Source organism: Kineococcus anabasis (assembly GCF_054590795.1).
The window spans coordinates 296,794-316,988 of record NZ_BAAIHU010000007.1; the positions used below are offsets into that span (position 1 = coordinate 296,794).

Genomic DNA, 20,195 nt, shown 5'->3' on the forward strand with positions numbered 1-20,195 from the left:
GGGCCGGGCTCAGGAGCGGCCGGCGCGGTCCAGCTGACGCTGCTCCGGGTTCTGCGGCGCGCCCCCGCCGGTGGCGCTGGCCTTGAGGATCGCGACGGTGTCCTTGGTGGTGCGGATCGTGCGCTCCGGCGGGCGGACGCGGGAGATGCGGCCCTTGCCGACGAGGGCGAGCAGGCCCGCGACGGCGAGCAGCGCCACGGCGACGATGAGGAACCCGGCCCACTCCGGCAGCCACACCGCCAGGACGAAGGCGGCGGCGATGCACAGCATGATGAAGGCGATGGCGCCGAAGAAGGCGGCCGCGCCGAACAGGGCGCCGCCCAGCGCGCCGTTCTTCACGTCGGCGGTGATCTCGGCCTTGGCCAGGGCGATCTCGTGGCGCACCAGGTCCGAGATGTCCGCGCTGGCGTCGGCGACGAGCTGGCCGATGCTGCGCTCGGCGCCCGGGATGCCGGGCCGGGGGGTCGGGGTGCTCATGGGGGGCTCCTCAGGGCTCCTGCTGGCTGCGTGCCGTCCTCGGCGGGAGCGGCGAGGACGACCATAGGGGCCAGGGCCCCCCAGCGCAGAACGCCCCTCCCGGACACGGAGCGTCATCTGGCCGGGACGGGGAGGAGGGGGAGTGCAGCGCACCGCCGCCGACGGGGGCCTCGGCGGCGGTGCGTGCCGCCTGCCGACGGGGGGACGGCGGGCGACGGGTAGACGGTACGACCCTCAACGACCTGCGTGGGACCGGTTGCCCACAGGGTCGCCCCGTGCGGGGGAACCACCCGGCCCACCCGGACCCGGGCGGCGCACCGGCCTCACCCACCGCCGGTCCGGCATCGACGCAGCGTGGCGGGACGGTCAGGCGTGCAGCAGCCGCTCGTGCCCCTCGTGGCCCGCCGGCTCCAGCTGGATCGTCGAGTGCGCCACGTCGAAGTGCTCCGCGATGCACCGCTGCAGCTGGTCCAGCAGCCGCGGCGCGTGCCCGTCCAGGAAGCAGCCCTCCTCCACGCCGACGTGCACCGAGAGCACCGGCAGGCCCGACGTCACCGTCGAGGCGTGCAGGTCGTGCACGTCCACCACGTGCGGCACCCGCAGGATGTGCGCGCGGACCTCCGCCAGGTCCAGCCCCCGCGGCACCGACTCCAGGAGCACGTCCACCGCCTCCCGCAGCAGCCGCCACGCCCTCGGCACGATCAGCACCGCGATCGCCGTCGCCACCGCCGCGTCCAGCCACAGCCAGCCCGTCACGTGCAGCAGCACCGCGGACACGAGCACCCCCGCGCTGGCCGCGGCGTCGGTGACGACCTCCAGGAACGCCGCGCGCACGTTCAGGCTCTCCCGCGACGCCCGCGCCAGCAGCACGATGCCCACCGCGTTGCCGACGAGGCCGAGCGCGCCGAACACCAGGACCGTCCCCGCGTGCACCGGGGTCGGGTCCGCCAGGCGGTGCACCGCCTCCACGACGACCAGGACGCCCACGACCCCGAGGACCGTGGCGTTCGCCGCGGCGGCGAGCACCTCCGCGCGGGCCAGGCCCCACGTGCGACGAGCGGTGGCCGGGCGCTGCGCCAGGTGCACCGCCACCAGCGCCAGGGCCAGGCCCGCGGCGTCGGTGAGCACGTGCCCCGCGTCGGCCAGCAGCGCCAGCGACCCCGACAGCACACCGCCGACGACCTCCACGGCGAGCACCGCGACGGTGACGGCGAGCACCACGAGCAGGCGCCCGCGGTGCCGCCCCGCCGCCGTGGCGACGCCGTGGCCGTGACCGTGGCCGTGGCCGTGGGAGCTCCCCATGCGCTCACTGTAGGAGCGCCGCCCCGCTCACACCGGGCGCACCCGCGCCCCGCTCACACCGGGCGCACCCGCGCCACCACGGCCCGGTGGTCGCTGCCCGGTAGGTCCACCACCTCGCTGGCCACGGGCCGCCAGCGCGCGGAGTCGGCGAGCACGTGGTCGATGGGGGCGCCCAGCAGCGCCGGCACGCGCGCGTGCCAGGTACCGCGGGCCCCGGTCCCCGTGGCCGCGGACACGTCGGCGCAGCCGCCGAGGCGGGACAGGGAGGGGTGGTCCAGCGTGGCGTTGAAGTCGCCGGCGACCAGGGCACCCGGGTGCGCGGCGCACCACGCGACGGCGGCGCGGCCCTCCGCCCGCCACGTCGCGATGATGTCGCGGGCCTCCTCCTCGGGCGTCTCCGGAGGCGGCGGCGCCAGCGGGTGCACCGCGGCCAGCGGCGGGCCGTCCCCGGACACCGGCAGCGCCGTCACCGCACCCAGCCGCATCGGCAGGTCCTCCGGGGGCAGCTGGCGGTACTGCCCCCACCGGTCGCTGACGAGCAGGGCGGTGGAGTGGGTGCCCCACCGCCCTTCCCGGCGGTCGAGGACCTGCATGACGGGCCCGCCACCGCGCCGGACCGCACCGGCCACGGCCAGGGCGAGCTCCCGGCTGGTCTCGGGCATCGCGACGACGTCCGCGCCCGAGCGCAGCACGAGGTCCGCCACGACCTGAGCCTCCACGCCGGAGACGAGGGTGTTGGCGGCCACGACCGTCACGTCCCCCGGCTGTGGCGCGGGCAGGGAGCCGGCCCCCGCGCCGCGACCGAGCACCACGACCGTCGACGCGGCGGCGGCCAGCGCGAGAGCCGCGGCGACGGCGCGCACCGCCGCACCCGCCGCGCGGCGGCGCAGCACGAGCGCCAGCAGGGCGGCCAGGGCGGCGGCCAGCACGAGGGCCAGCAGCACCGGCACGCGCAGGGCGGCCGCGTACAGCCAGGGCCGCGTCGCCGCGAGGCCGAACCAGCCGGGCGCCACGAGGGTGGCGGCGGCGGCCGCGACGGCGGCGGCCGGGACGGCGGTCAGGACGGTCCGGGTCAGGCGCACCGCACCAGCCTGCCCGAGCCGCGTGCACGCCCGGGGGGACGGGTCGTCGGACGCGGTGCAGGTCCGGTGCGGACCCGGGGCGGGCACGCCGCCGCGCCCCGCCCCGTGCCCGCCGGCGCCTCAGTCCTCGGTGGACCTCGTCATGCCCGCGCGGATCGTGTCCATGACGTTCGCGTCCGTCAGCGTCGTCACGTCACCCGTGGCGCGGTTCTCCGCCACGTCCCGCAGCAGGCGGCGCATGATCTTGCCCGAGCGCGTCTTCGGCAGCTCGGCCACGATCATGATCGACCTCGGCTTGGCGATCGGGCCGATCTCCGCACCCACGTGGTCGCGCAGCTCGGCGACCGTGCCCGGTCCCTCCTCGTGGCCCCCGCGCAGGATGACGAACGCCACGACGGCCTGCCCGGTCGTCTCGTCGGTGGCGCCCACCACGGCCGCCTCGGCGACCGCCGGGTGCGACACCAGCGCCGACTCGATCTCCGCCGTCGACAGGCGGTGCCCGGAGACGTTCATGACGTCGTCGACGCGGCCCAGCAGCCAGATGTCGCCGTCCTCGTCGCGCTTGGCGCCGTCACCGGCGAAGTACTTGCCGGGGAAGCGCGACCAGTACGTGTCCTTGTAGCGCTGCGGGTCGCCCCACAGACCGCGCAGCATCGACGGCCACGGCTCGGTGATCACCAGGTAGCCGGACTCGCCGTTGGCGACGGGGTTGCCCGCGTCGTCCACGACGTCCGCCACGACACCCGGCACCGGCTGCTGCGCCGAGCCCGGCTTCAAGGTGGTCACCCCCGGCAGCGGGGAGATCATGTGGCCGCCGGTCTCCGTCTGCCACCAGGTGTCCACGATCGGGGCCTTCCCGCCACCGATGACGCGGCGGTACCAGGACCACGCCTCGGGGTTGATGTTCTCCCCCACGCTGCCCAGCAGGCGCAGCGTGGACAGGTCGTGGCGCGCGGGGTACTCCTCGCCCCACTTCATGCACGTGCGGATCGCGGTGGGCGCCGTGTAGAGGATCGTCACGCCGTACTTCGCGACGATGCTCCACCAGCGGTCCTTGTCGGGGGTGTCCGGCGTGCCCTCGTACACGACCTGCGTCGCACCCAGGGCGAGCGGGCCGTACACGACGTAGCTGTGGCCGGTGACCCAGCCGACGTCGGCGGTGCACCAGTACACGTCCCGCCCGGGCTGGAGGTCCAGGACGTTGCGGGAGGTGTACGCCGCCTGCGTCAGGTACCCGCCGGTGGTGTGCAGGATGCCCTTGGGCTTCCCCGTCGTGCCGGAGGTGTACAGGATGTACAGGGGGTGCTCGGAGTCGAACGCCTGCGCCTCGTGCTCGTCGGACGCCGCCCCCAGCGCCTCGTGCCACCACACGTCGCGGCCCTCGGTCCACTCCACCTGCTCGGAGTTGCGCCGCACCACCAGGACGTTCGTGACGCTCGGCGCGCCCTTGGCCAGGGCCGCGTCCACGGCGGGCTTGAGGGTGGTGGCCTTGCCGCGGCGGTAGCTGCCGTCGCAGGTGATGACGACCTTCGCCTCGGCGTCTTCGATGCGGCTGCGCAGCGCGTCGGCGGAGAAGCCGCCGAAGACCACGCCGTGCGGGGCGCCGATGCGCGCGCACGCCAGCATCGCCACGACCGCCTCGGGGATCATCGGCAGGTAGATCGCCACCCGGTCGCCCGCCTGCACGCCCAGGGCGGTGAGCGCGTTGGCGGCGCGGCGCACGTCCCGGGCGAGCTCGGCGTAGGTGATGTCGCGGGTGTCGCCCGGCTCGCCCTCGAAGTGGATCGCGACGCGGTCGCCGTTGCCGGCCTCGACGTGGCGGTCCGCGCAGTTGTGCGCGACGTTGAGGCGGCCCCCGACGAACCACTTCGCGAAGGGGGCCCCGGACCAGTCGAGGGTCTCGGTGAAGTCCTGCTCCCACGTCAGCAGCTCGCGGGCCTGCCGCGCCCAGAAGCCGAGGCGGTCGGCCGCGGCCTCCTCGTACAACCCGGCCGTCGCGACCGCCTCGGCGGCGAAGGCCGGGTCGGGGGCGACGGCGTGGGGGGCGTGGCCGGCCTGCCCCTCGTGCGACGGGATGGCCTGCGAAGGGCTGTCGGTCATCGTCCGCGTCCTCTCGGCGTTGCTGCGCTGCACGTCCTGGACCGGACGGTGGCGGCGCCACCGTCGGCGGCTCAGACCCTAGTGGGCGCGACCGCAACCCGTACCGGAAGGGACGCGGAACGGCCGTGGAACCCCCCGGGCGGACGCCGGACGACCACGCAGCGGCGCCGGGCGTCAGGACAGCAGGTGGGCGCCCGCGACGGGGGAGCGCTCCGGCCAGCCCGCGAGGAAGTCCCCGAACGCCTGCGGCGCCAGCGGCCGGGACACCCAGTAGCCCTGCACCGCGTCGCAGCCCATGTCGCGCAGCCGGTGCCACGCGTCGGGCGTCTCCAGCCCCTCGGCGACCACCTCCAGCGACAGGTCCTTGGCGAGCGCGACGGCCGCGCGCACGATGGCCGTCTCCACGGGCGAGGGGTCCGCCACGCGCCACAGGAACGCCCGGTCGATCTTCAGCTCGTCCACGGGCAGGTCCCGCAGGCGCGCCAGGGACGAGTGGCCCTGGCCGAAGTCGTCCACCGCGATGCGCAGGCCGCGCCGGCGCAGCTCCGCCAGCATCTCCGCGATGCGCTCGGCGTCCGCCATCACCGCGTCCTCGGTGACCTCCAGGCGCAGCTCCTGCGGGCACGCGCCCGTCTCCAGGAGGATGCGGCTCACCCGCTCGGGCAGCTCGGGGTCCAGCAGGTCCGACGGGGCCAGGTTCACGGCCACCGTCATCCCCCACGGCCGCCACTGCACCGCCTGCGCCGCGGCCTGCCGCAGCACCGTGTCCGTGACCCGGCGCATGAGGTTGGTGTGCGCGATCGCGGGGAGGAACTTGTCCGGGGTCAGCACGCCCAGGCGGGGGTGCTGCCAGCGCACCAGCGCCTCCGCGCCCACGACCCGCCCGTCACCCAGGCGCACCTGCGGCTGCAGGTGGGCGACGACCTCGCCGCTGCCGAAGGCCTCCCCGATCTCCCCGGCCAGGGCCAGGCGCACCCGGGCCTGGTCCTCCATGGTCTGCGAGTAGGCGCACACCTCCTTGCCGCCGGCGGCGCCGTGGGAGGTGCTCAGCTCCACCGCGGCCATGAGCTCCGCGGCCGAGCGCCCGTCCCGGGGGAAGGTCGCCACCCCGGCGGTCGCGCGGGTGTGGACGTTGAGCCCGTCCAGGCCGAACGTGTCCTCGAAGCAGCGCACCAGTTCCGCGGCGCGCCGCACCCCGGCCGTCGCGTCGGGCGACTCCAGCGGGACGAGGACGCTGAACTCGTCCTCCCCCGCGCGGGCCACGAGCTCGCCGGCGGCGGCGCCCGCGCTCAGGCGGCGCGCGATCTGCAGGAGCAGCTCCGAGCCGAGGTCGCGACCCAGCGCCAGGCGCAGCTCCTTGTAGCCGGAGACGTCGAGCAGGACCAGCGCGAACGGCACCCGGCGCTCCACCAGCACCGCCATCCGCTCCTCGGTGACCCGGGACGTCGACAGCCCCGTGGTCTCGTCCTGCAGGCTGCGCCGCCGGTCGTTGGCCAGGGCGCGGGCCTCGCGCAGCGCGACCACGAGCCGCACCAGGCACAGGCACAGGGCCACCCCGGACAGCACGGCCGCACCCGTGGGCACGCCCCCGAAGTGCGCGGCGAGCAGGACCGCGGTGGCGATCAGGCCGGAGGCGAGGGTCAGCACCGGGGTGGTGTCGCGGCGGGGGCGCCCGGGGCGCTGCACGAGGTGCCCGGCGGCGGCGAAGGTCAGCAGGCCGGCGGCCCACAGGACGTCGGAGGTGAGGTCCTTGCCGACGCTGTCGCTGAGGGTCCGCACGAGGTAGCGGGTGTCGCCGGCTGCCATCAGGAGCAGGCCCGTGGCCAGCAGGGCCAGCGCGCGGCGCCGGTAGCCGCCCGCCCAGACGAGGCCGATGAGGCACTGCGCGAGCAGCGCGAGGTCCGCGACCGGGTACACCAGCGCGAACGGCATCGTGGTCGCGGCCGCACCGACGTTCTCCCACACGGGCGCCACGACGAAGCAGACGGCCACGGCGGCGATCCCGAGCACGGCGATGCTGCCGTCCAGGGGCGAGTCGGACCCGCGGGGGAGGTCGTGGGCGCCGTGGGAGAGGAGGCTGGCGCCCACCAGCAGCACCGGGTACATGGAGAAGAACACCAGGTCGGCCACGGACGGCAGGCCCGTCACCGACAGCGCCACGCCGTAGGTGCCGGCGAGGTCCCCGGCGAACCAGGCGGCCACCCCCAGGGCCACGGCGATCCACCCGGCGCGGTCCTCGGCGTGGCGCAGCGGCCGCAGCACCGCCAGCGCGACCACGGCGGCCAGCCCGACCCACCACAGCACCCGCGCCCACCCCAGGTGGGAGCCGGTGACGGCGAAGACGACGGCGTACGCCACGAGGGGCGCCGCGGCGGCCGCCACGAGCGCCCCGGGTCGCACCCTGGCTGTTCTCACACCGTGAAGGGTCGTCAGGGGCGGGACGTCCCTTGAGCACGGGAGCCGGTTCTCACCCGCCCGCCCCGCCCGGCGGGGGCCCTCACTTGCGGCCGGTGCGCCAGCGCATCCCCCAGCCGTAGGCCTCGTCGAGCTGCTGCTGCCCGCCCTGCACGTAGCGCACCTCCCGCCGGACGGTGATCTCCCGGCCGTCGGAGGAGAGCAGCACCACCGCGCACATCGGGGAGCTGGGGTCGTGCTCGTCGAGACGCACCTCGACCTCGGGGCCGGCGGCGGGGAAGAGCGTGACGACGGCGTCGGCGGCGGCCCAGTTCGGCACGCCCTCGTAGATGAAGGCGTAGACGAGGACGCGGCGGATCGCGCGCGGGTCGCGCAGGTCGACGTGCAGGTTCTCCCCGCCGGTGGAGGTGCCGCTGCGGTCGTCGCCGTCGAGGCGCACCAGGGGCTGCGGGCGGCGGTCGTCGAACGCCCCGCCGAGGGCCTGCACCGCGCCCTTGCTGCCGTCGGAGTACTCGTAGAGGGCACCGAGGTCGAGGTCCACCGCACCGGCCGCAGCGCTCCTCAGCTTGCTCAGGAAGCCACCGCCGGAGGCCGCCGGGCGGGCGGTCCAGTTGAGGTTGACGCGCAGGACGCCGCCGGTGGAGCCCTGCTTGGTCAGGGAGACGGCGGGCGCCGCCTTGGTGAGGGTGATCTTGCTGAGGGAGACGCCGGGGCCCGTGCGAGGGCCGTCGGGCTCCGGCTCGGGCTGCGTCGGGCGACGGGTGTAGTCGATGGGCACGGGACCTCCTGGCCGGGTGGCTGTCCGTGCCAGCATCCGGGGCGGCGGGCGCCGGGGCAACGCCGCCGCGCGGGGCGCACCCCGCGGTGGACGTCAAGACGGCCCCGGCGGGGGCCGATGTCCCTGCGGAGGACGCACACCGCAGGGGTGGGCGCAGGCGCGCACGACGTGCGCGGGGACGGACGGGGGGTGGGACGTGGAGCCGGCCGCCGCGCACCCCCGCCCGGCCAGGTCCGCCACCCCCTTCGCGCCCGACGCGCACCCCCTCGTCGCGCTGGCCGCGGTGTCGGTCGTGGCCACGCCGGTCGCGGCGCTGCTGTCGTGGCTGGGCACCCTCGTCCTGCCGGCCTGGGTGTTCGTCGCCGCGTGCGCGCTGCTGGGGGCCTCGGCGCAGAGCCGCGCGCAGCGGCTGGTGTCGGGGCCGGACCCGGAGGGCCGCCTCGGCCTGCGGGTGGCGTGGGCGATGACGCTGTTCGCCGTCGTCACCGCCTGCAGCGGCACCCCGTTCCTGCTGCCGCTGGCCGCCCTGTGCGTCGGGGCCCCGCACATCGACGAGTGCGGCGGGCGCGCCTGGCGGCCGGTGGCGGCCTCGGCGGCGGTGCTGGTCACCGCCCAGCAGGCCCTGCTGCTGACCGGGGTGCTGCCCTCGTCCGTCCCCGCCGCGCGGTCCCCCGGGATCACCCTGCTGATCTGCGCCTTCTCCCTCCTGTGGCTGCTGGCGCTGGCCCGCGTCCAGGACGAGCGGCGGGCGCTGCTGGCGGACGTGCGGGCCGCCGAGACGTGGTTCCGCGCGCTCGTGCAGGACTCCCGGGAGCTGTTCGTGGCGGTCCGGCGCGACGGGACGCTGTCCTACGCGAGCCCGTCGGCCGCCGAGGACCGGGGCGTCCCGGCGGAGGAGCTGCTGGGTCGGCGCGTGCTCGACCTGCTGGACCCCGCGGACGCCGACGGGGCCCGGGCCGCCTTCGCACGGTGCCTCGCCGCCGGTGGGGACGTGGTGCGGGTGGAGCTGCGGCTGCGGGCCGCCGACGGCTCACCGCGCTGGATGTCCGCCTCGCTGCGGGACCGCACGGACCACCCGGCCATCGGCGCGGTGGTGGTCCACCTGCACGACATCACCGAGCGCCGCCGGCAGCAGGCGCGGCTGCAGTACGAGGCCGAGCACGACGCGCTGACTGGACTGCTGAACCGCAAGGCGTTCACCGCGCGGCTCGGTGCGGCGCTGCAGGACGCCACCGGCCAGGAGGTGGGCGTGGTGTTCTGCGACCTGAACGGCTTCAAGGCGGTCAACGACGGCCTCGGGCACGCCGCAGGCGACGAGCTGCTGGTGCAGGTGGCGGCGCGGCTGCGCGCCTGTGTGCGCCCGCAGGACACGGTCGCCCGCCTCGGCGGGGACGAGTTCACCGTCCTGGTGCCCGCGGGCGCGGACGCGGCGTCGCTGGCGGCGCTGGTCGGGCGCATCCGCGCGGCGCTGGCGGGGGGGTTCACCGTCGCCGGGCACCCGGTGCGGGTGGGCACGAGCGCGGGCACGGCGCTGGGCGGGCCGGGCACGGGCGCCGAGGCGCTGCTGGCCGAGGCGGACGGGCGGATGTACTCGGACAAGCGGGCGTCGGCGGGGCGCTGAAGGACGGTCCCGCGGCCGCCCCCCTCAGCGCCAGGGGCCGGCGAGCAGCGCGCCCGTCAGCGGCGCGGACGGGTCCGCCGCCAGGCGCAGGTCCGAGGCGGGCGCCCCGGCCCGCACCAGCAGGTCCCCCACCGCGGCGATCATCGCGCCGTTGTCGGTGCACAGCCGCATCGGCGGGATGCGCAGCTCGATGCCCGCGGCCGCACAGCGCTCCTCGGCCAGGGCCCGGACCCGCGAGTTGGCCGCCACACCGCCCACGACGAGCAGGGTGTCCACGCCGTGGTCGGTGCAGGCGGCCACGGCCTTGCGGGTCACGGTGTCCGCGACGGCCTCCTGGAAGGACGCGGCGACGTCGGCGACCGGCACCTCGCCCTCGCCGTACGCCTCGACCCGGCGCGCGACGGCCGTCTTCAGGCCGGAGAAGGAGAACCCGTAGCGGGGGTCCGACGGGCGCGTCAGGGGCCGGGGGAAGGCGATAGCGCGGGGATCGCCGTCACGGGCGGCGCGGTCGACGGAGGGCCCACCCGGGTAGGGCAGGCCGAGGATGCGCGCGACCTTGTCGAACGCCTCCCCGGCGGCGTCGTCGGTGGTGTCGCCGAGGTGGACGATCGGGTCGCGGGCGAGGTCGCCGAGCAGCAGCAGGGAGGTGTGCCCGCCGGAGACGACGAGCGCGACGCACCGCTGCGGCAGCGGGCCGTGCTCCAGGACGTCCACCGCGGCATGCCCGGCGAGGTGGTGCACCCCGTACAGGGGCACGTCGAGCGCGAAGGCGAACGCCTTGGCGGAGGCGAGGCCGACCTGCACGGCGGTGGAGAGCCCCGGCCCTGCGGTGACGGCGACCGCGCCGACGTCGGACAGGCCCAGGCCCGCCGCGGCCAGGGCCTGCCGCACGACGGGCACCATGGCGTGCAGGTGGGCGCGCGCGGCGATCTCGGGCACGACGCCGCCGAAGCGGGCGTGCTCGGACATGGAGGAGGACAGGGCGTCGCCGAGGAGGCGGCCCTCGGCGACCAGCCCGGCGCCGGTCTCGTCGCAGGAGGTCTCGATGCCCAGCACGACCGTCACGGGCGCTCTCCTCCGGGGATCGCGGTGGGCAGGCCGGCGGCGGTGAGGATGCGCACGCGCTCGGCCTCGGGGAGCCGGTCGACGTAGACGGTGCCCTCGAGGTGGTCGACCTCGTGCTGCAGGCAGCGGGCGAGCATGCCGGTGCCCACGAGGCGCACGGGCCGGCCCTCGACGTCGACACCGGTGACCTCCGCGCGGGCGGGCCGGCCGAGCACGGTGAACTCACCCGGCACGGACAGGCAGCCCTCCTCGTCGCGGTCGAGGCGGCGGCGCAGCGCGCGGGGCAGGTGCAGCACGGGGTTCACGACGTGGGCGACGACGTTCTCGTCGCTGTCGTCGGGGCAGTCGACGACGAACACGCGGGCGTCGACGCCGATCTGGTTGGCGGCCAGCCCCACCCCGTCGGCGGCGGCCATGCTGGCGAACATGTCGTCGACGAGCCCGCGCAGCTCGGGGCCGAAGGTGGTGACCTCCGCGCAGCGCCGGTGCAGGACGGGCGTGCCGTAGGGGACGATCGGGCGCGCCGTGCCGCGGCGGACCTCGCCGAACGCGCTGCTGTGCTCCTGGCTCACACCGGCGATCGTAGGCGCGGGCGCCGGTGCGGGCCGTCGGGAGCGTCCGGTCAGCGGGGGGTGGCCAGGGCGAGGGTCCAGTACGGGGCGCCGGGGTCGCCGGCGAGCCCGACGCCGACGGCGCGCAGGTGGCAGCTCAGGAGGTTGGCGCGGTGCGGGGGGCTGTCGAGCCAGCCGCGGACGACGTCCTCGGCGGTGGCGTGGCCCCAGGCCGCGTTCTCGGCCCAGGCGCGGGCGCGGTACCCGGCGGCGCGCAGGCGGCGGCCGGGGGTGCTGCCGTCGCTGCCGACGTGGCTGAGGCGGCCGCTGAGCGCCATGTCGGAGCTGTGGCGGGCGGCGACGTCGCCGAGGACGGGGTCGGCGGTGAGGGCGGGGCAGCCCCGGGCGGCGCGCTCGGCGTTGGTGAGCTCCACGACGCGCTGGGCGGCGAGCAGGGCGGGGTCGGGAGCCGGCAGGGGCTCGGCGGCGGCGGGGGTGGCGGCCAGGGCGGTCGCGGTGGCGAGGGCGGCGAGCACCCCGGCGGCGAGGCGGCGTCGGATCACCGGCGCACTCAACCACGAACGGGAAACGAGAAAACGCTTGCAGTGATCTTCACCACATGATCACAGCGTTGCGTGCCACGTGCGCTACGTGAGGAAGCCGCGTGTCCACCCGCCGGGCGATCAGCCCCGGTACGCCCGGCAGGCCGTCTCCAGCGCTGCGGCCAGGTCGCCGGGCGACTCCGCCTCGAACTGCACCGCCCACCACACGCTCGGGGAGCTGCCCCACTCCTCGCGCAGCGCCGGGCGCGCCCCCGGGTCCTGCCGCAGGCGGTCCGCGGCGGCCTGCGCGGCGGCGGTGTCCGGCGAGGCGCAGCGCTCCGCGTCGTCCGGCCCCTGCGGGCGCAGCGCCGGGTCGCTCTCGGTGGTCAGCGCCTCGAGGGTGTAGCTGTTCTCCGCCCGGCTGCTCACCTCGAACGTGCCGGTGATCAGCACCAGCGGCTGCCCCAGGTCCGAGACCGCCTCCGGTGGCGCCTGGACGTCCACCCCCGTGCCGCGGCCCGGCGGCGCACCCCGGCCGGGCATCACCAGCCGGCCGGCGGCCAGGTCGCTCTCCGGCGGGAAGACGGGCGCCACGACGTCCAGCAGCAGGGTTCGTCCGGAGCCCGCGGCCTCCGCCAGGGCCCGGCTCAGCGGGTCGCTGCGGTCCGTGGCCACCACGACCGCGTCCACCAGCCGCAGCGGCCCCCCGGTTGACCCCGCACCGGAGGACGGGCTGCCGGTCGCCGTGCCGGTCGCCGTGCCGGTCGGTGTCTCCGTCGGCACCGCGGTGGGGGCGGCGGTGCCGGTGGGGCTGGGCGACGACGCCGGCGGTGACCCCACGCCCCCGCAGGAGGTGAGGGCGGCGGACAGCAGGAGCGCGGGCAGCACCGCCCGGACGGTGGCACGGCTGGCGGGAGGCACGTCAGCACCCTCCTGGGTCGGGCTCGCGGCGGGCACCACGCCACGTTACCGCCAGCGACAGCGCGTCGCCCCGGTCAGGAGGGCGGGGCGGTCGCCGCGGGTGCGGGTGCGGGCCTGGCCTTCGCCGGGTCCGGGCCGCAGATCACCTTGTCCCCCGCGGCGTACCGGTGGCTCCACGTCTCCCTGCGCACCTCGCCGGTGACGAGGTGGCGGGCGGTGCGGGTGACGTCCACGTCGAACCCGGTGTGCGGGTCCTGCGCCTCGCACGACGGCCTCGGGTCGTACTTGGTGCCGGGCGTGCGGATGTTGCGGCGCGGGCTCTTGGACGCCTGCACGTCCCACTCCCTGGTGCCCCACATGGTCACCGTGACCTGCCCGTCCGCGGTGAACGCCTCCACCAGCACGCCGCTGCGCAGGTCGTTGCGGAAGCGCAGGTCGATGCTGCGCCAGTTGACGGTGGCCTCCCGGCCCTCCGGGTAGCGCGAGATGTAGAACGAGTGTGGCTTGTGCTCCAGCTCGTCCAGGCCGGCGAAGAACATCGCGTTGAACGTCGTCGTCGCCAGCTGCGACACCCCGCCGCCGAAGTCGTCGGTGAGCAGGCCGTTGGCGATGACCGGCGCACGGTTGTAGCCGCGCGCCGCGGTGCGCTGGCCCACGGTGTCGTTGAGGGAGAACTCCTGCCCCGGCTCCAGCAGGGTGCCGTTCACGGCGGCCGCGGCGCGGCGGATGTTCGCCGTGCGGGCCGCGTTCGACGTCAGCTTCGTGCTGAACGTGGAGATCACCTCGCGCACCCCGAGGGCCTCCACCTCGGCGGTGGTGCGCCCCGCCGGGCGCGGGACGAGATCCACGACGGCCCGGCGGGCCGGGTCCAGCAGCGCGGCGCGCGCGGCCGGGGCGAGGGCGGCGGGGTCGAGGTCCGTGCCGTCCACGGCGGGCACCACGACCGGCGCGCCGGCGCGGATCTCCACGGTGGCGTCGCGCGGCGCGGTCTCCACGGCGGGGTCGGCGGCCAGGACCGCCTTCTCCAGCGCCGCGCCGTCCACGACGAGCTCCAGCTCCCCCGTCCCACCGGCGGGGGTCGTGGGCGTGGCGGGGGGCGTGGCGGGGGTGGTGGGCGAGGTGGCGGCGGCGGGCACGACGACGGCCGGCCCACCGGCCGCCGCGGGCTGCGTGGTGCTCGGGGCGGGGGCTGCACCGTCGCGGGGGCGCACGGCCAGGGCCGGGGTGAACGCCGCCGGGGGCAGGGACACCTCCCGGGCGCCGGCCACGACGACGAGCGGGCCGGAGGCGGCCGGCCCGGCCAGCTCGCGCACCGCCGTCTCGACGTCCTGCGCGTCGACGCGGGGGCGCAGCACCTCCGCGGACACCTCCACCGGTGCCGACCCCGCGGGCAGCGGCCACGCGGCGTCGACGCGGTCCGCGGCCGCGGCGACGTCGAGGCGGCGCCCCTCGGCGGCCTGCCCGGCCACGGCCCGGCCCTCGGCGAAGGTGACGGAACCCTCCACGGGGGCGGTGTCGACGCGCTGCGCGACGGCCTGCACGGCGCGCTCCAGCGCGGGCCGGTCGACGGTCGTGACCGGCTCGGCGTCCCAGCCGCCCGCGGCGTGGTGCCACAGCACGCGCGGGTCCCAGCTGGAGCCGGTGAGCTCCTCCAGGGTCGCGTCGACGTCGAGGCGCAGGCCCGCCGCGGCGGGGTCCAGCGTGGTGTCCACGGGCTCGCCCGCGCCCGCGACCCGCAGCGGCACGGGAGCGGTGGCCAGGCTGTCGGCGGCCCCCGCGAGCCGCAGCGAGGCCTCCTGGCGGGTCAGGCCGCCCACGTCCACCCCCGCGACGGTGGTGCCGCGCGGCACCTCGCCGGCGGTGGCCACGGCCGCACCGCAGTACCCGGCGGCGACGGCGGCGAGCGTCCCGCCCGTCCACCACAGCCACGCCCGGCCCCGCCTGCCCGCACCGGCGCCCGCCGAGCCCCGTCCCTGCCCGTCCACGATGTCGCGTCGTCCCCTCGGTCCAGCACCTCGCCGCCCCCCGCGGCTGGCGCCACTCTACGTGCGGAAGGGTGACCGGACGGGGGCGTCGGCGGATCGCACCCGCCCCCGCCGCACTCCCCGCCCATCTCCGGATTCGGGCGCTCCCGGGGCACGCTCCCCCCGCCCATCTCCGGGTTCGGGCGCTCCCGGAGCACGCTCCCCCCGCCCATCTCCGGGTTCGGGCGCTCGTGAGGCCGGGTTCAGGCGCTCGAACCCGGAGATGGGCGGGCGAGGGCGGGCAGGCGGGCGGGGGCGGGCAGGAGGGCAGGGCTCAGGGGCGCGCGGCGAGCAGCTCCGCCCAGACCGTCTTGCCGTCGTCGTGCGTGGTGACGCCCCAGGTGGAGGCCAGGGACCCCACGACGAGCAGCCCCCGCCCGCCCTGCGCCTCCGGGTCCGGGGTGCGCTCCTGCACGGCACGCCCGGAGCGGTCCCGCACCGCCAGCACCAGCTCCTCGCCGTCGCCGGCGTAGCGCAGGGTCACCACGGGCGGGTCGTCGGTGTGGACGAGGGCGTTGGTGACCAGCTCGGACAGGACGAGCTCGGAGTCGTCGATGAGGTGCTCCAGCTCCCACTGGCCGAGCTCGGCGCGCAGGAAGCTGCGGGCGGCGGCCACGGCGCGCAGGTCCGTCGGGAGGGTCACGGCGACCTCCCGGCCGTCCACCAGGGGCCCGGCGTAGTCCAGGAGCAGCACCGCGGCGTCGTCGGTGAGGCGGTGCGGGATGCCCGCCACGATCTGGTCGGCGAGCTGCTCGCACGAGGCGGCGGGGCGGGTGAGGGAGCGCTGCAGCGCCTCCTCCCCGGTGCTGAGGGGCGCTGAGGCGGTCTCCACGACGCCGTCGGTGTAGAGGACGACGCGGGTGGGCAGCGGCAGCTTGTGCACGGCGACGTCGTAGCCGGCGTCGGGTTCGATGCCCAGCGGCAGCCCCGGGGAGACGGTGAGCTCCCGCACGCCGCGGGCGTCGGCGGCGACGGGCAGGGGGTGCCCGGCGGTGGCGACGACGGCGACGCCGGTGCGCTGGTCGAGCTGCACGAGGCAGCAGGTGGCGAACAGGTCCTGGTCGAGGTCGAGCAGCATCCGGTTGGTGCGCTCCAGGACGGCGGCGGGCCCGTGCCCCTCGCTGACATAGGCGCGCACGGCGGTGCGCAGCTGCCCCATGAGGCCGGCGGCGGTGGTGGAGTGCCCCTGCACGTCGCCGATGACGAAGACGACGTGCTCGCTGGTGCGGACGGCGTCGTACCAGTCGCCGCCGACCTCGGCGCCGGCGACGGCGGGCAGGTACCGGACGGCGACCTGGGTGCGCTCCAGGGCGGGCAGGGCGCGGGGCAGCAGGCCGCGCTGGAGGGCGCGGGCGAGGTCGGTGAGGGCGGTGACGGAGGCGGCGAGCTGCTCGCGGGCGGCGCGCTCGGCGTCGTAGAGGCGGGCGCGCTCGACGGCCTGGGCGACCTGCGTCGCGAGGCTCTGCAGCAGCTCCACCCGCTGCGGGTCCGGCGCGGCGACCTGCTGGGTGTTGACGACGAGCACGCCGACGGGCCGGGAGTCGCGGTCGAGCACGGGCACGGCGGTGGACGCGCCGATGGGGCCGATGTCGATCCCGTCGTAGGCGGGGTAGCGGGCACGGTCGCGGTCGAGCAGGGTCTGCGGCTGCCGGGTGGAGAAGGCGGTGGTGACGTGGCTCCCGACGTCGAGGGGCAGGTGCGGCAGCCGTGCGGTGAGGTCGGGCGGCAGGCTGGCGGTGCCGCTGCCGGTGAGGGCGCGGGGGTCGGTGGGGTCGAGGACGTAGAGGGCGGCGGAGTGGCAGCCGAGGCCCTCGGCCACCGCGGCGGGCACGAGGGTCACCACGTCGCGGGTGCTCACCGTCGCGGACAGCAGCGCGGTGATGCGCTGGAGCTGCCGCATGCGCTCGGTGGCGGCGGCGGCGGCGGCGCGCTCGCGCTCGGCGGCCTCCCGGGCGGTGCGCTCGGCGGCGAAGAGGAGGGCGTTGTCGATGGCGACGGCGGCCTCGGCGGCGAGGGCCTCGGCGGCCTGCTGCTCCGCGGGGCCGAAGCGGTCCGGCTCGCCGTGCGCGTACAGCACCGCCCCGAAGACGTGGCCGTCGACGCCCTGGACGGGGGTGGCGAGGTAGCTGCGGACGGGCGGGTGGTGGGCGGGCAGGCCGCCGTGGGCGTTGTGGCCGTAGCGCTCGTCGCGCAGGACGTCGCCGACGCGGACGGTGCCCTGGCCGGCGAAGGTGGGGGCGAAGAGCGGGGTGTGGCGCACGGGGGTGCTGCCGGGCAGGTCGGCGGGGTCGGCGCCGACGAGGCTGAAGACGTCGAGGCGGGAGCCGTCCTCGTCCACGGAGTGGTAGAAGAACGCGCCGAAGCCGGCGCCGGTGGCCTCCACGCCCGCGGCGGTGACCTCGTCGAGGATGGCCCGCAGGTCGTGCCCCTCGCGCAGGGAGAGCGTCGCCACCTCCAGGAGGCTGCGCGGGGTGGTGCGGGGTGGTTCCACATCCATACGTTACTCAACGCTTTGGCGCCACTGCGCCGAGTCACGACGCGCCTCGCGGGTGACCGCCTCCGCGTCACCCGCGCGGCCCATCACGCGCCGACTGCCGCCCACCGGCCCGCCCACCGACCCGCCCACCGACCCGCTCAGTACCCCGCCTCCAGGTCCACGACGGCGAGCAGGTCCTCCCCGCGCAGGCGGCGGCGGACGTTCTCCACCACGTGGGCCGCCAGCGCGGGGCGCTGCAGCTGCGGCGGGTTCGCGACGTGCGGCGTGATGATCACCCGCGGGTGGCCCCACAGCGGGTGGCCGGCGGGCAGCGGCTCCGGGTCGGTGACGTCCAGGGCCGCCCCGCCGATCGTGCCCGCGTCCAGGGCCCCCACGAGCGCGGCGGTGTCCACGAGCGAGCCGCGGGCGATGTTCACCAGCCACCCGTGCTTCCCCAGGCGCGCCAGCTCCTCCTCCCCGACGAGGGCGGTCGTCTCCGCGGTGGCCGGCGCCGCGAGGACGACGTGGTCCGCGCGGTCCCACACCTCACCCGTGCGCTCGGCGGGCAGGGTGTCCACGGCCCCCTCCACCGGGTGCCCGCGGCGGGTGACGGCGAGGACGTCCGCACCGAGCGCCCGCAGCGGCCCGATCATCGCCCGGCCGATGCCGCCGGCCCCGACGACCGCGACGGTCGTGCCGCGCAGGCTCGTCGTGGCCTCGGCGACGGAGGGGTCCCAGGTCTGGGTGGCCAGCGCGGCGGGGAACTGCCGGACCCCGGCGAGCAGCAGGGCCACGGCGTGGTCGGCGACCGCCTCGGCGTAGGCGCCGCCCGCGGACGTCCACGTGCGGGCCGGGTCCAGCAGCCCCGAGTCGAACCAGGACTCCACGCCCGCGGAGGACAGCTGCACCCAGCGCACGGACGCGGGCAGGGGGTCGGGGAACCCGTCCGGGCCCCCGACCCAGACGAGAGCGTCCGCCTCCTCCAGCGGGACCACGCGGGCCCCGGCGCGTTCCACGGCCGCGGCGAGGCCCGGGTGCTCCTGGCCTCCGACGTGCACGGCGAGGTCGGGTGCTGCGGACGTCATCGCGGCGGCTCCTCACGAGGTGGTTCGGGGGGGCCACCTTCGCAGGTCGGCCCCGCCCCGGCACCCGGGGTGTCAGCGCGCGGTGAGCACGAGGTCCGCGCGCGCCGGCCCCGGCCCGGAGCCGACCTCCGCGACGGCCGTCGCGGTCCCCGCGGGGACGTCGACGGCCACCTCGTAGCGCCCGGGGTCGAGGGCGGCGGGGAACTCGTACGCCCCGTCGGCGCTCGTGTGGACGCCGATCTCGGGGACGGCGCCGCCCTCGAGGGAGCGCACCGTGACGTTCGCCCCTGCGACGGGCCCGCCGGCCGCGTCGCGCACCGTGCCGGCGATCGGGCCCGGCGCACCCGCGCCGGGATCCTCCGCCGGCCGGCTGACCGCCGTGTCCGGGGACGCCGCCCCCGCCTGCCCGCCGGGGGACACCGCGTCCCCGCACCCGCCGAGCAGCAGCACCACCGCTCCCACCACGGGGAGCACCACCCGTCCGTCCATCCCGGTCCCCTCCTCCGACGCCCGGCCCGGAGAACCCGGCCGTCCCGTCCCGTCGTGGTGGGACGCGGCGCGTCCCACCGTGGTTCCGCGTGCGCCGCGGGGGCCGCGGGTCTCCCCACGGCCCCCGCGGGACGTGCTCAGGGCTGGTTGATGATGCTGACGAAGGTGTTGAACCTCGCCTGCGTGATGCGGGTGCCGGAGTTGTTCGAGGCCGTGAGCCCCGAGCCGAACAGGCCGTTGGTGTGGATCGCCATGGCGCACACCCCGGAGCAGGACGCCGCACCCGCAGCGCGGCGCTGGTAGACGGGCGATCCGGACATCCCGCCGACCGTGTCGTTGCGGTAGTAGATGTTCTGCGTCTCGCTGGCGCGCACGTGGTCGTAGGAGCGCCACTGCTCCGAGGGCTTGTCACCGGGGTAACCCGAGATCGCGGTCGACAGCCCGTCCAGGCTCGCGGTCTGCCACCACATGCCGAACCAGCCGACCCGGTAGCCGACGGTGCAGTTCAGCTTGACGATCGCCGCGTCGTACTGCCTGCGGTAGGAGCTCGTGGTGCCGTTGAGCCAGCCGTTGAGGGCGTACGTCTGCCGGGACGAACAGGTCCCGTACGGGGCGGTCCCGCCGTCGCTGCCGGCCCGGAACGTGAGGTTGCTGTACCAGACGCCGTTGGGGCCGCCGGAGTGCACGCAGTGGCCGGCGGTCAGGACGGTGTCCTTGGACACCAGCCACGCGGTGCACGAGGGGTTGCCGTTGCGGCTGACGAGGGCCACCGCCCGCGCCGGGTACGACGTCGTCGGGCTGACGCGGAACCGCTGGTCCACGCCGATGATGCTGTCGGTGCCGGCGGTGGCGGGCTGCTTGGCGGTGCCCGCGAAACCGCTGCGGCCCGTGGGCCCGGTGCCGGTCACGGACTCGGCGGCCTGCTGCGGGGTGACGACGTGGCCGGCGGCGGAGACGAGCGAGTCCGGTGAGGACGTGGTGGCCTGCGCGCCGGGCGCGGCGGAGGCGCCCGCGGAGGCACCGGCGGTGAACAGTGCCGCGAGGACGGTGGTGACGAGGGTCGCCCGGAGGGGTCCGGTCCGGGTGGGGGCGGTTCGGGACATGGCGGTGCCTTCCTGCGCGCTGGGGGTGGGCGTGCCCGGGCCGGGTCCCGCGGTGTGCGGGTCCGGGGCCGGGACGGCGCGAGCCCACCCCGCGACAGGCGGGTGCCGTCGTCGCGGTCGCCCCGCCGGGGCGGGCCGGGTGGGGCGCAGCTCTCCGGCGGCGT

Annotated in this window: 16 protein-coding genes; 1 reads left to right on the forward strand and 15 read right to left on the reverse strand. The window is 76.9% G+C overall.

Annotated elements, in window-relative coordinates:
* Positions 1 to 9: 9 nt before the first annotated feature.
* The 6 genes from ACYQBY_RS12180 to ACYQBY_RS12205 form a co-directional block, all read right to left on the reverse strand.
* Positions 10 to 477, reverse strand: coding sequence for a phage holin family protein (locus tag ACYQBY_RS12180; RefSeq protein WP_459644115.1), 468 nt, complete (start codon positions 475 to 477; stop codon positions 10 to 12).
* Between the two features lie 366 nt (positions 478 to 843).
* Positions 844 to 1,779 carry a cation diffusion facilitator family transporter gene (locus tag ACYQBY_RS12185; protein WP_459644116.1) on the reverse strand — a complete coding sequence of 312 codons (936 nt, stop codon included), beginning with the start codon at positions 1,777 to 1,779 and terminating at the stop codon, positions 844 to 846.
* Between the two features lie 53 nt (positions 1,780 to 1,832).
* Entirely contained in the window at positions 1,833 to 2,861 is a 1,029-nt protein-coding gene (locus tag ACYQBY_RS12190; protein WP_459644117.1) for an endonuclease/exonuclease/phosphatase family protein, read from the reverse strand.
* A gap of 120 nt (positions 2,862 to 2,981) precedes the next feature.
* Complete coding sequence (acs, locus tag ACYQBY_RS12195) at positions 2,982 to 4,961, reverse strand: acetate--CoA ligase (RefSeq protein WP_459644118.1); 1,980 nt, start codon at positions 4,959 to 4,961, stop codon at positions 2,982 to 2,984.
* A 174-nt stretch (positions 4,962 to 5,135) separates the two neighbouring features.
* Complete coding sequence (locus ACYQBY_RS12200; protein WP_459644119.1) at positions 5,136 to 7,376, reverse strand: putative bifunctional diguanylate cyclase/phosphodiesterase; 2,241 nt, start codon at positions 7,374 to 7,376, stop codon at positions 5,136 to 5,138.
* An 82-nt stretch (positions 7,377 to 7,458) separates the two neighbouring features.
* Positions 7,459 to 8,154, reverse strand: coding sequence for a TerD family protein (locus ACYQBY_RS12205; protein WP_459644120.1), 696 nt, complete (start codon positions 8,152 to 8,154; stop codon positions 7,459 to 7,461).
* A gap of 196 nt (positions 8,155 to 8,350) precedes the next feature.
* Between ACYQBY_RS12205 and ACYQBY_RS12210 the strand changes: the two genes are divergently transcribed.
* A complete protein-coding gene (locus ACYQBY_RS12210; protein WP_459644121.1) occupies positions 8,351 to 9,775 on the forward strand; it encodes a diguanylate cyclase domain-containing protein in 1,425 nt (474 codons plus the stop codon).
* Between the two features lie 24 nt (positions 9,776 to 9,799).
* Here the strand turns inward: ACYQBY_RS12210 and tsaD are convergent, their stop codons facing one another.
* The 9 genes from tsaD to ACYQBY_RS12255 all read right to left on the reverse strand — a co-directional run bounded on the left by tsaD (position 9,800) and on the right by ACYQBY_RS12255 (position 20,031).
* Complete coding sequence (gene tsaD, locus ACYQBY_RS12215; RefSeq protein WP_459644122.1) at positions 9,800 to 10,840, reverse strand: tRNA (adenosine(37)-N6)-threonylcarbamoyltransferase complex transferase subunit TsaD; 1,041 nt, start codon at positions 10,838 to 10,840, stop codon at positions 9,800 to 9,802.
* Entirely contained in the window at positions 10,837 to 11,412 is a 576-nt protein-coding gene (gene def / locus ACYQBY_RS12220) for a peptide deformylase (protein ID WP_459644123.1), read from the reverse strand. The genes tsaD and def overlap by 4 nt, the downstream gene beginning before the upstream one ends.
* A gap of 50 nt (positions 11,413 to 11,462) precedes the next feature.
* Positions 11,463 to 11,954, reverse strand: coding sequence for a CAP domain-containing protein (locus ACYQBY_RS12225; protein WP_459644124.1), 492 nt, complete (start codon positions 11,952 to 11,954; stop codon positions 11,463 to 11,465).
* 120 nt (positions 11,955 to 12,074) lie between these two features.
* The gene (locus tag ACYQBY_RS12230; RefSeq protein WP_459644125.1) at positions 12,075 to 12,854 is read right to left on the reverse strand and encodes a hypothetical protein; all 780 of its coding nucleotides are present in this window, start codon (positions 12,852 to 12,854) and stop codon (positions 12,075 to 12,077) included.
* A gap of 74 nt (positions 12,855 to 12,928) precedes the next feature.
* The gene (locus ACYQBY_RS12235; protein ID WP_459644126.1) at positions 12,929 to 14,839 is read right to left on the reverse strand and encodes a VanW family protein; all 1,911 of its coding nucleotides are present in this window, start codon (positions 14,837 to 14,839) and stop codon (positions 12,929 to 12,931) included.
* Positions 14,840 to 15,152: 313 nt separating this feature from the next.
* A complete protein-coding gene (locus ACYQBY_RS12240) occupies positions 15,153 to 17,369 on the reverse strand; it encodes an ATP-binding SpoIIE family protein phosphatase (RefSeq protein ID WP_459644127.1) in 2,217 nt (738 codons plus the stop codon).
* Positions 17,370 to 17,512: 143 nt separating this feature from the next.
* A complete protein-coding gene (locus ACYQBY_RS12245) occupies positions 17,513 to 18,439 on the reverse strand; it encodes a D-isomer specific 2-hydroxyacid dehydrogenase family protein (protein WP_459644128.1) in 927 nt (308 codons plus the stop codon).
* A gap of 72 nt (positions 18,440 to 18,511) precedes the next feature.
* Positions 18,512 to 18,928, reverse strand: a complete 417-nt coding sequence (locus tag ACYQBY_RS12250) for a carboxypeptidase-like regulatory domain-containing protein (protein WP_459644129.1) — start codon at positions 18,926 to 18,928, stop codon at positions 18,512 to 18,514.
* Positions 18,929 to 19,065: 137 nt separating this feature from the next.
* Positions 19,066 to 20,031 carry a trypsin-like serine peptidase gene (locus tag ACYQBY_RS12255; protein WP_459644130.1) on the reverse strand — a complete coding sequence of 322 codons (966 nt, stop codon included), beginning with the start codon at positions 20,029 to 20,031 and terminating at the stop codon, positions 19,066 to 19,068.
* Positions 20,032 to 20,195 lie beyond the last annotated feature (164 nt).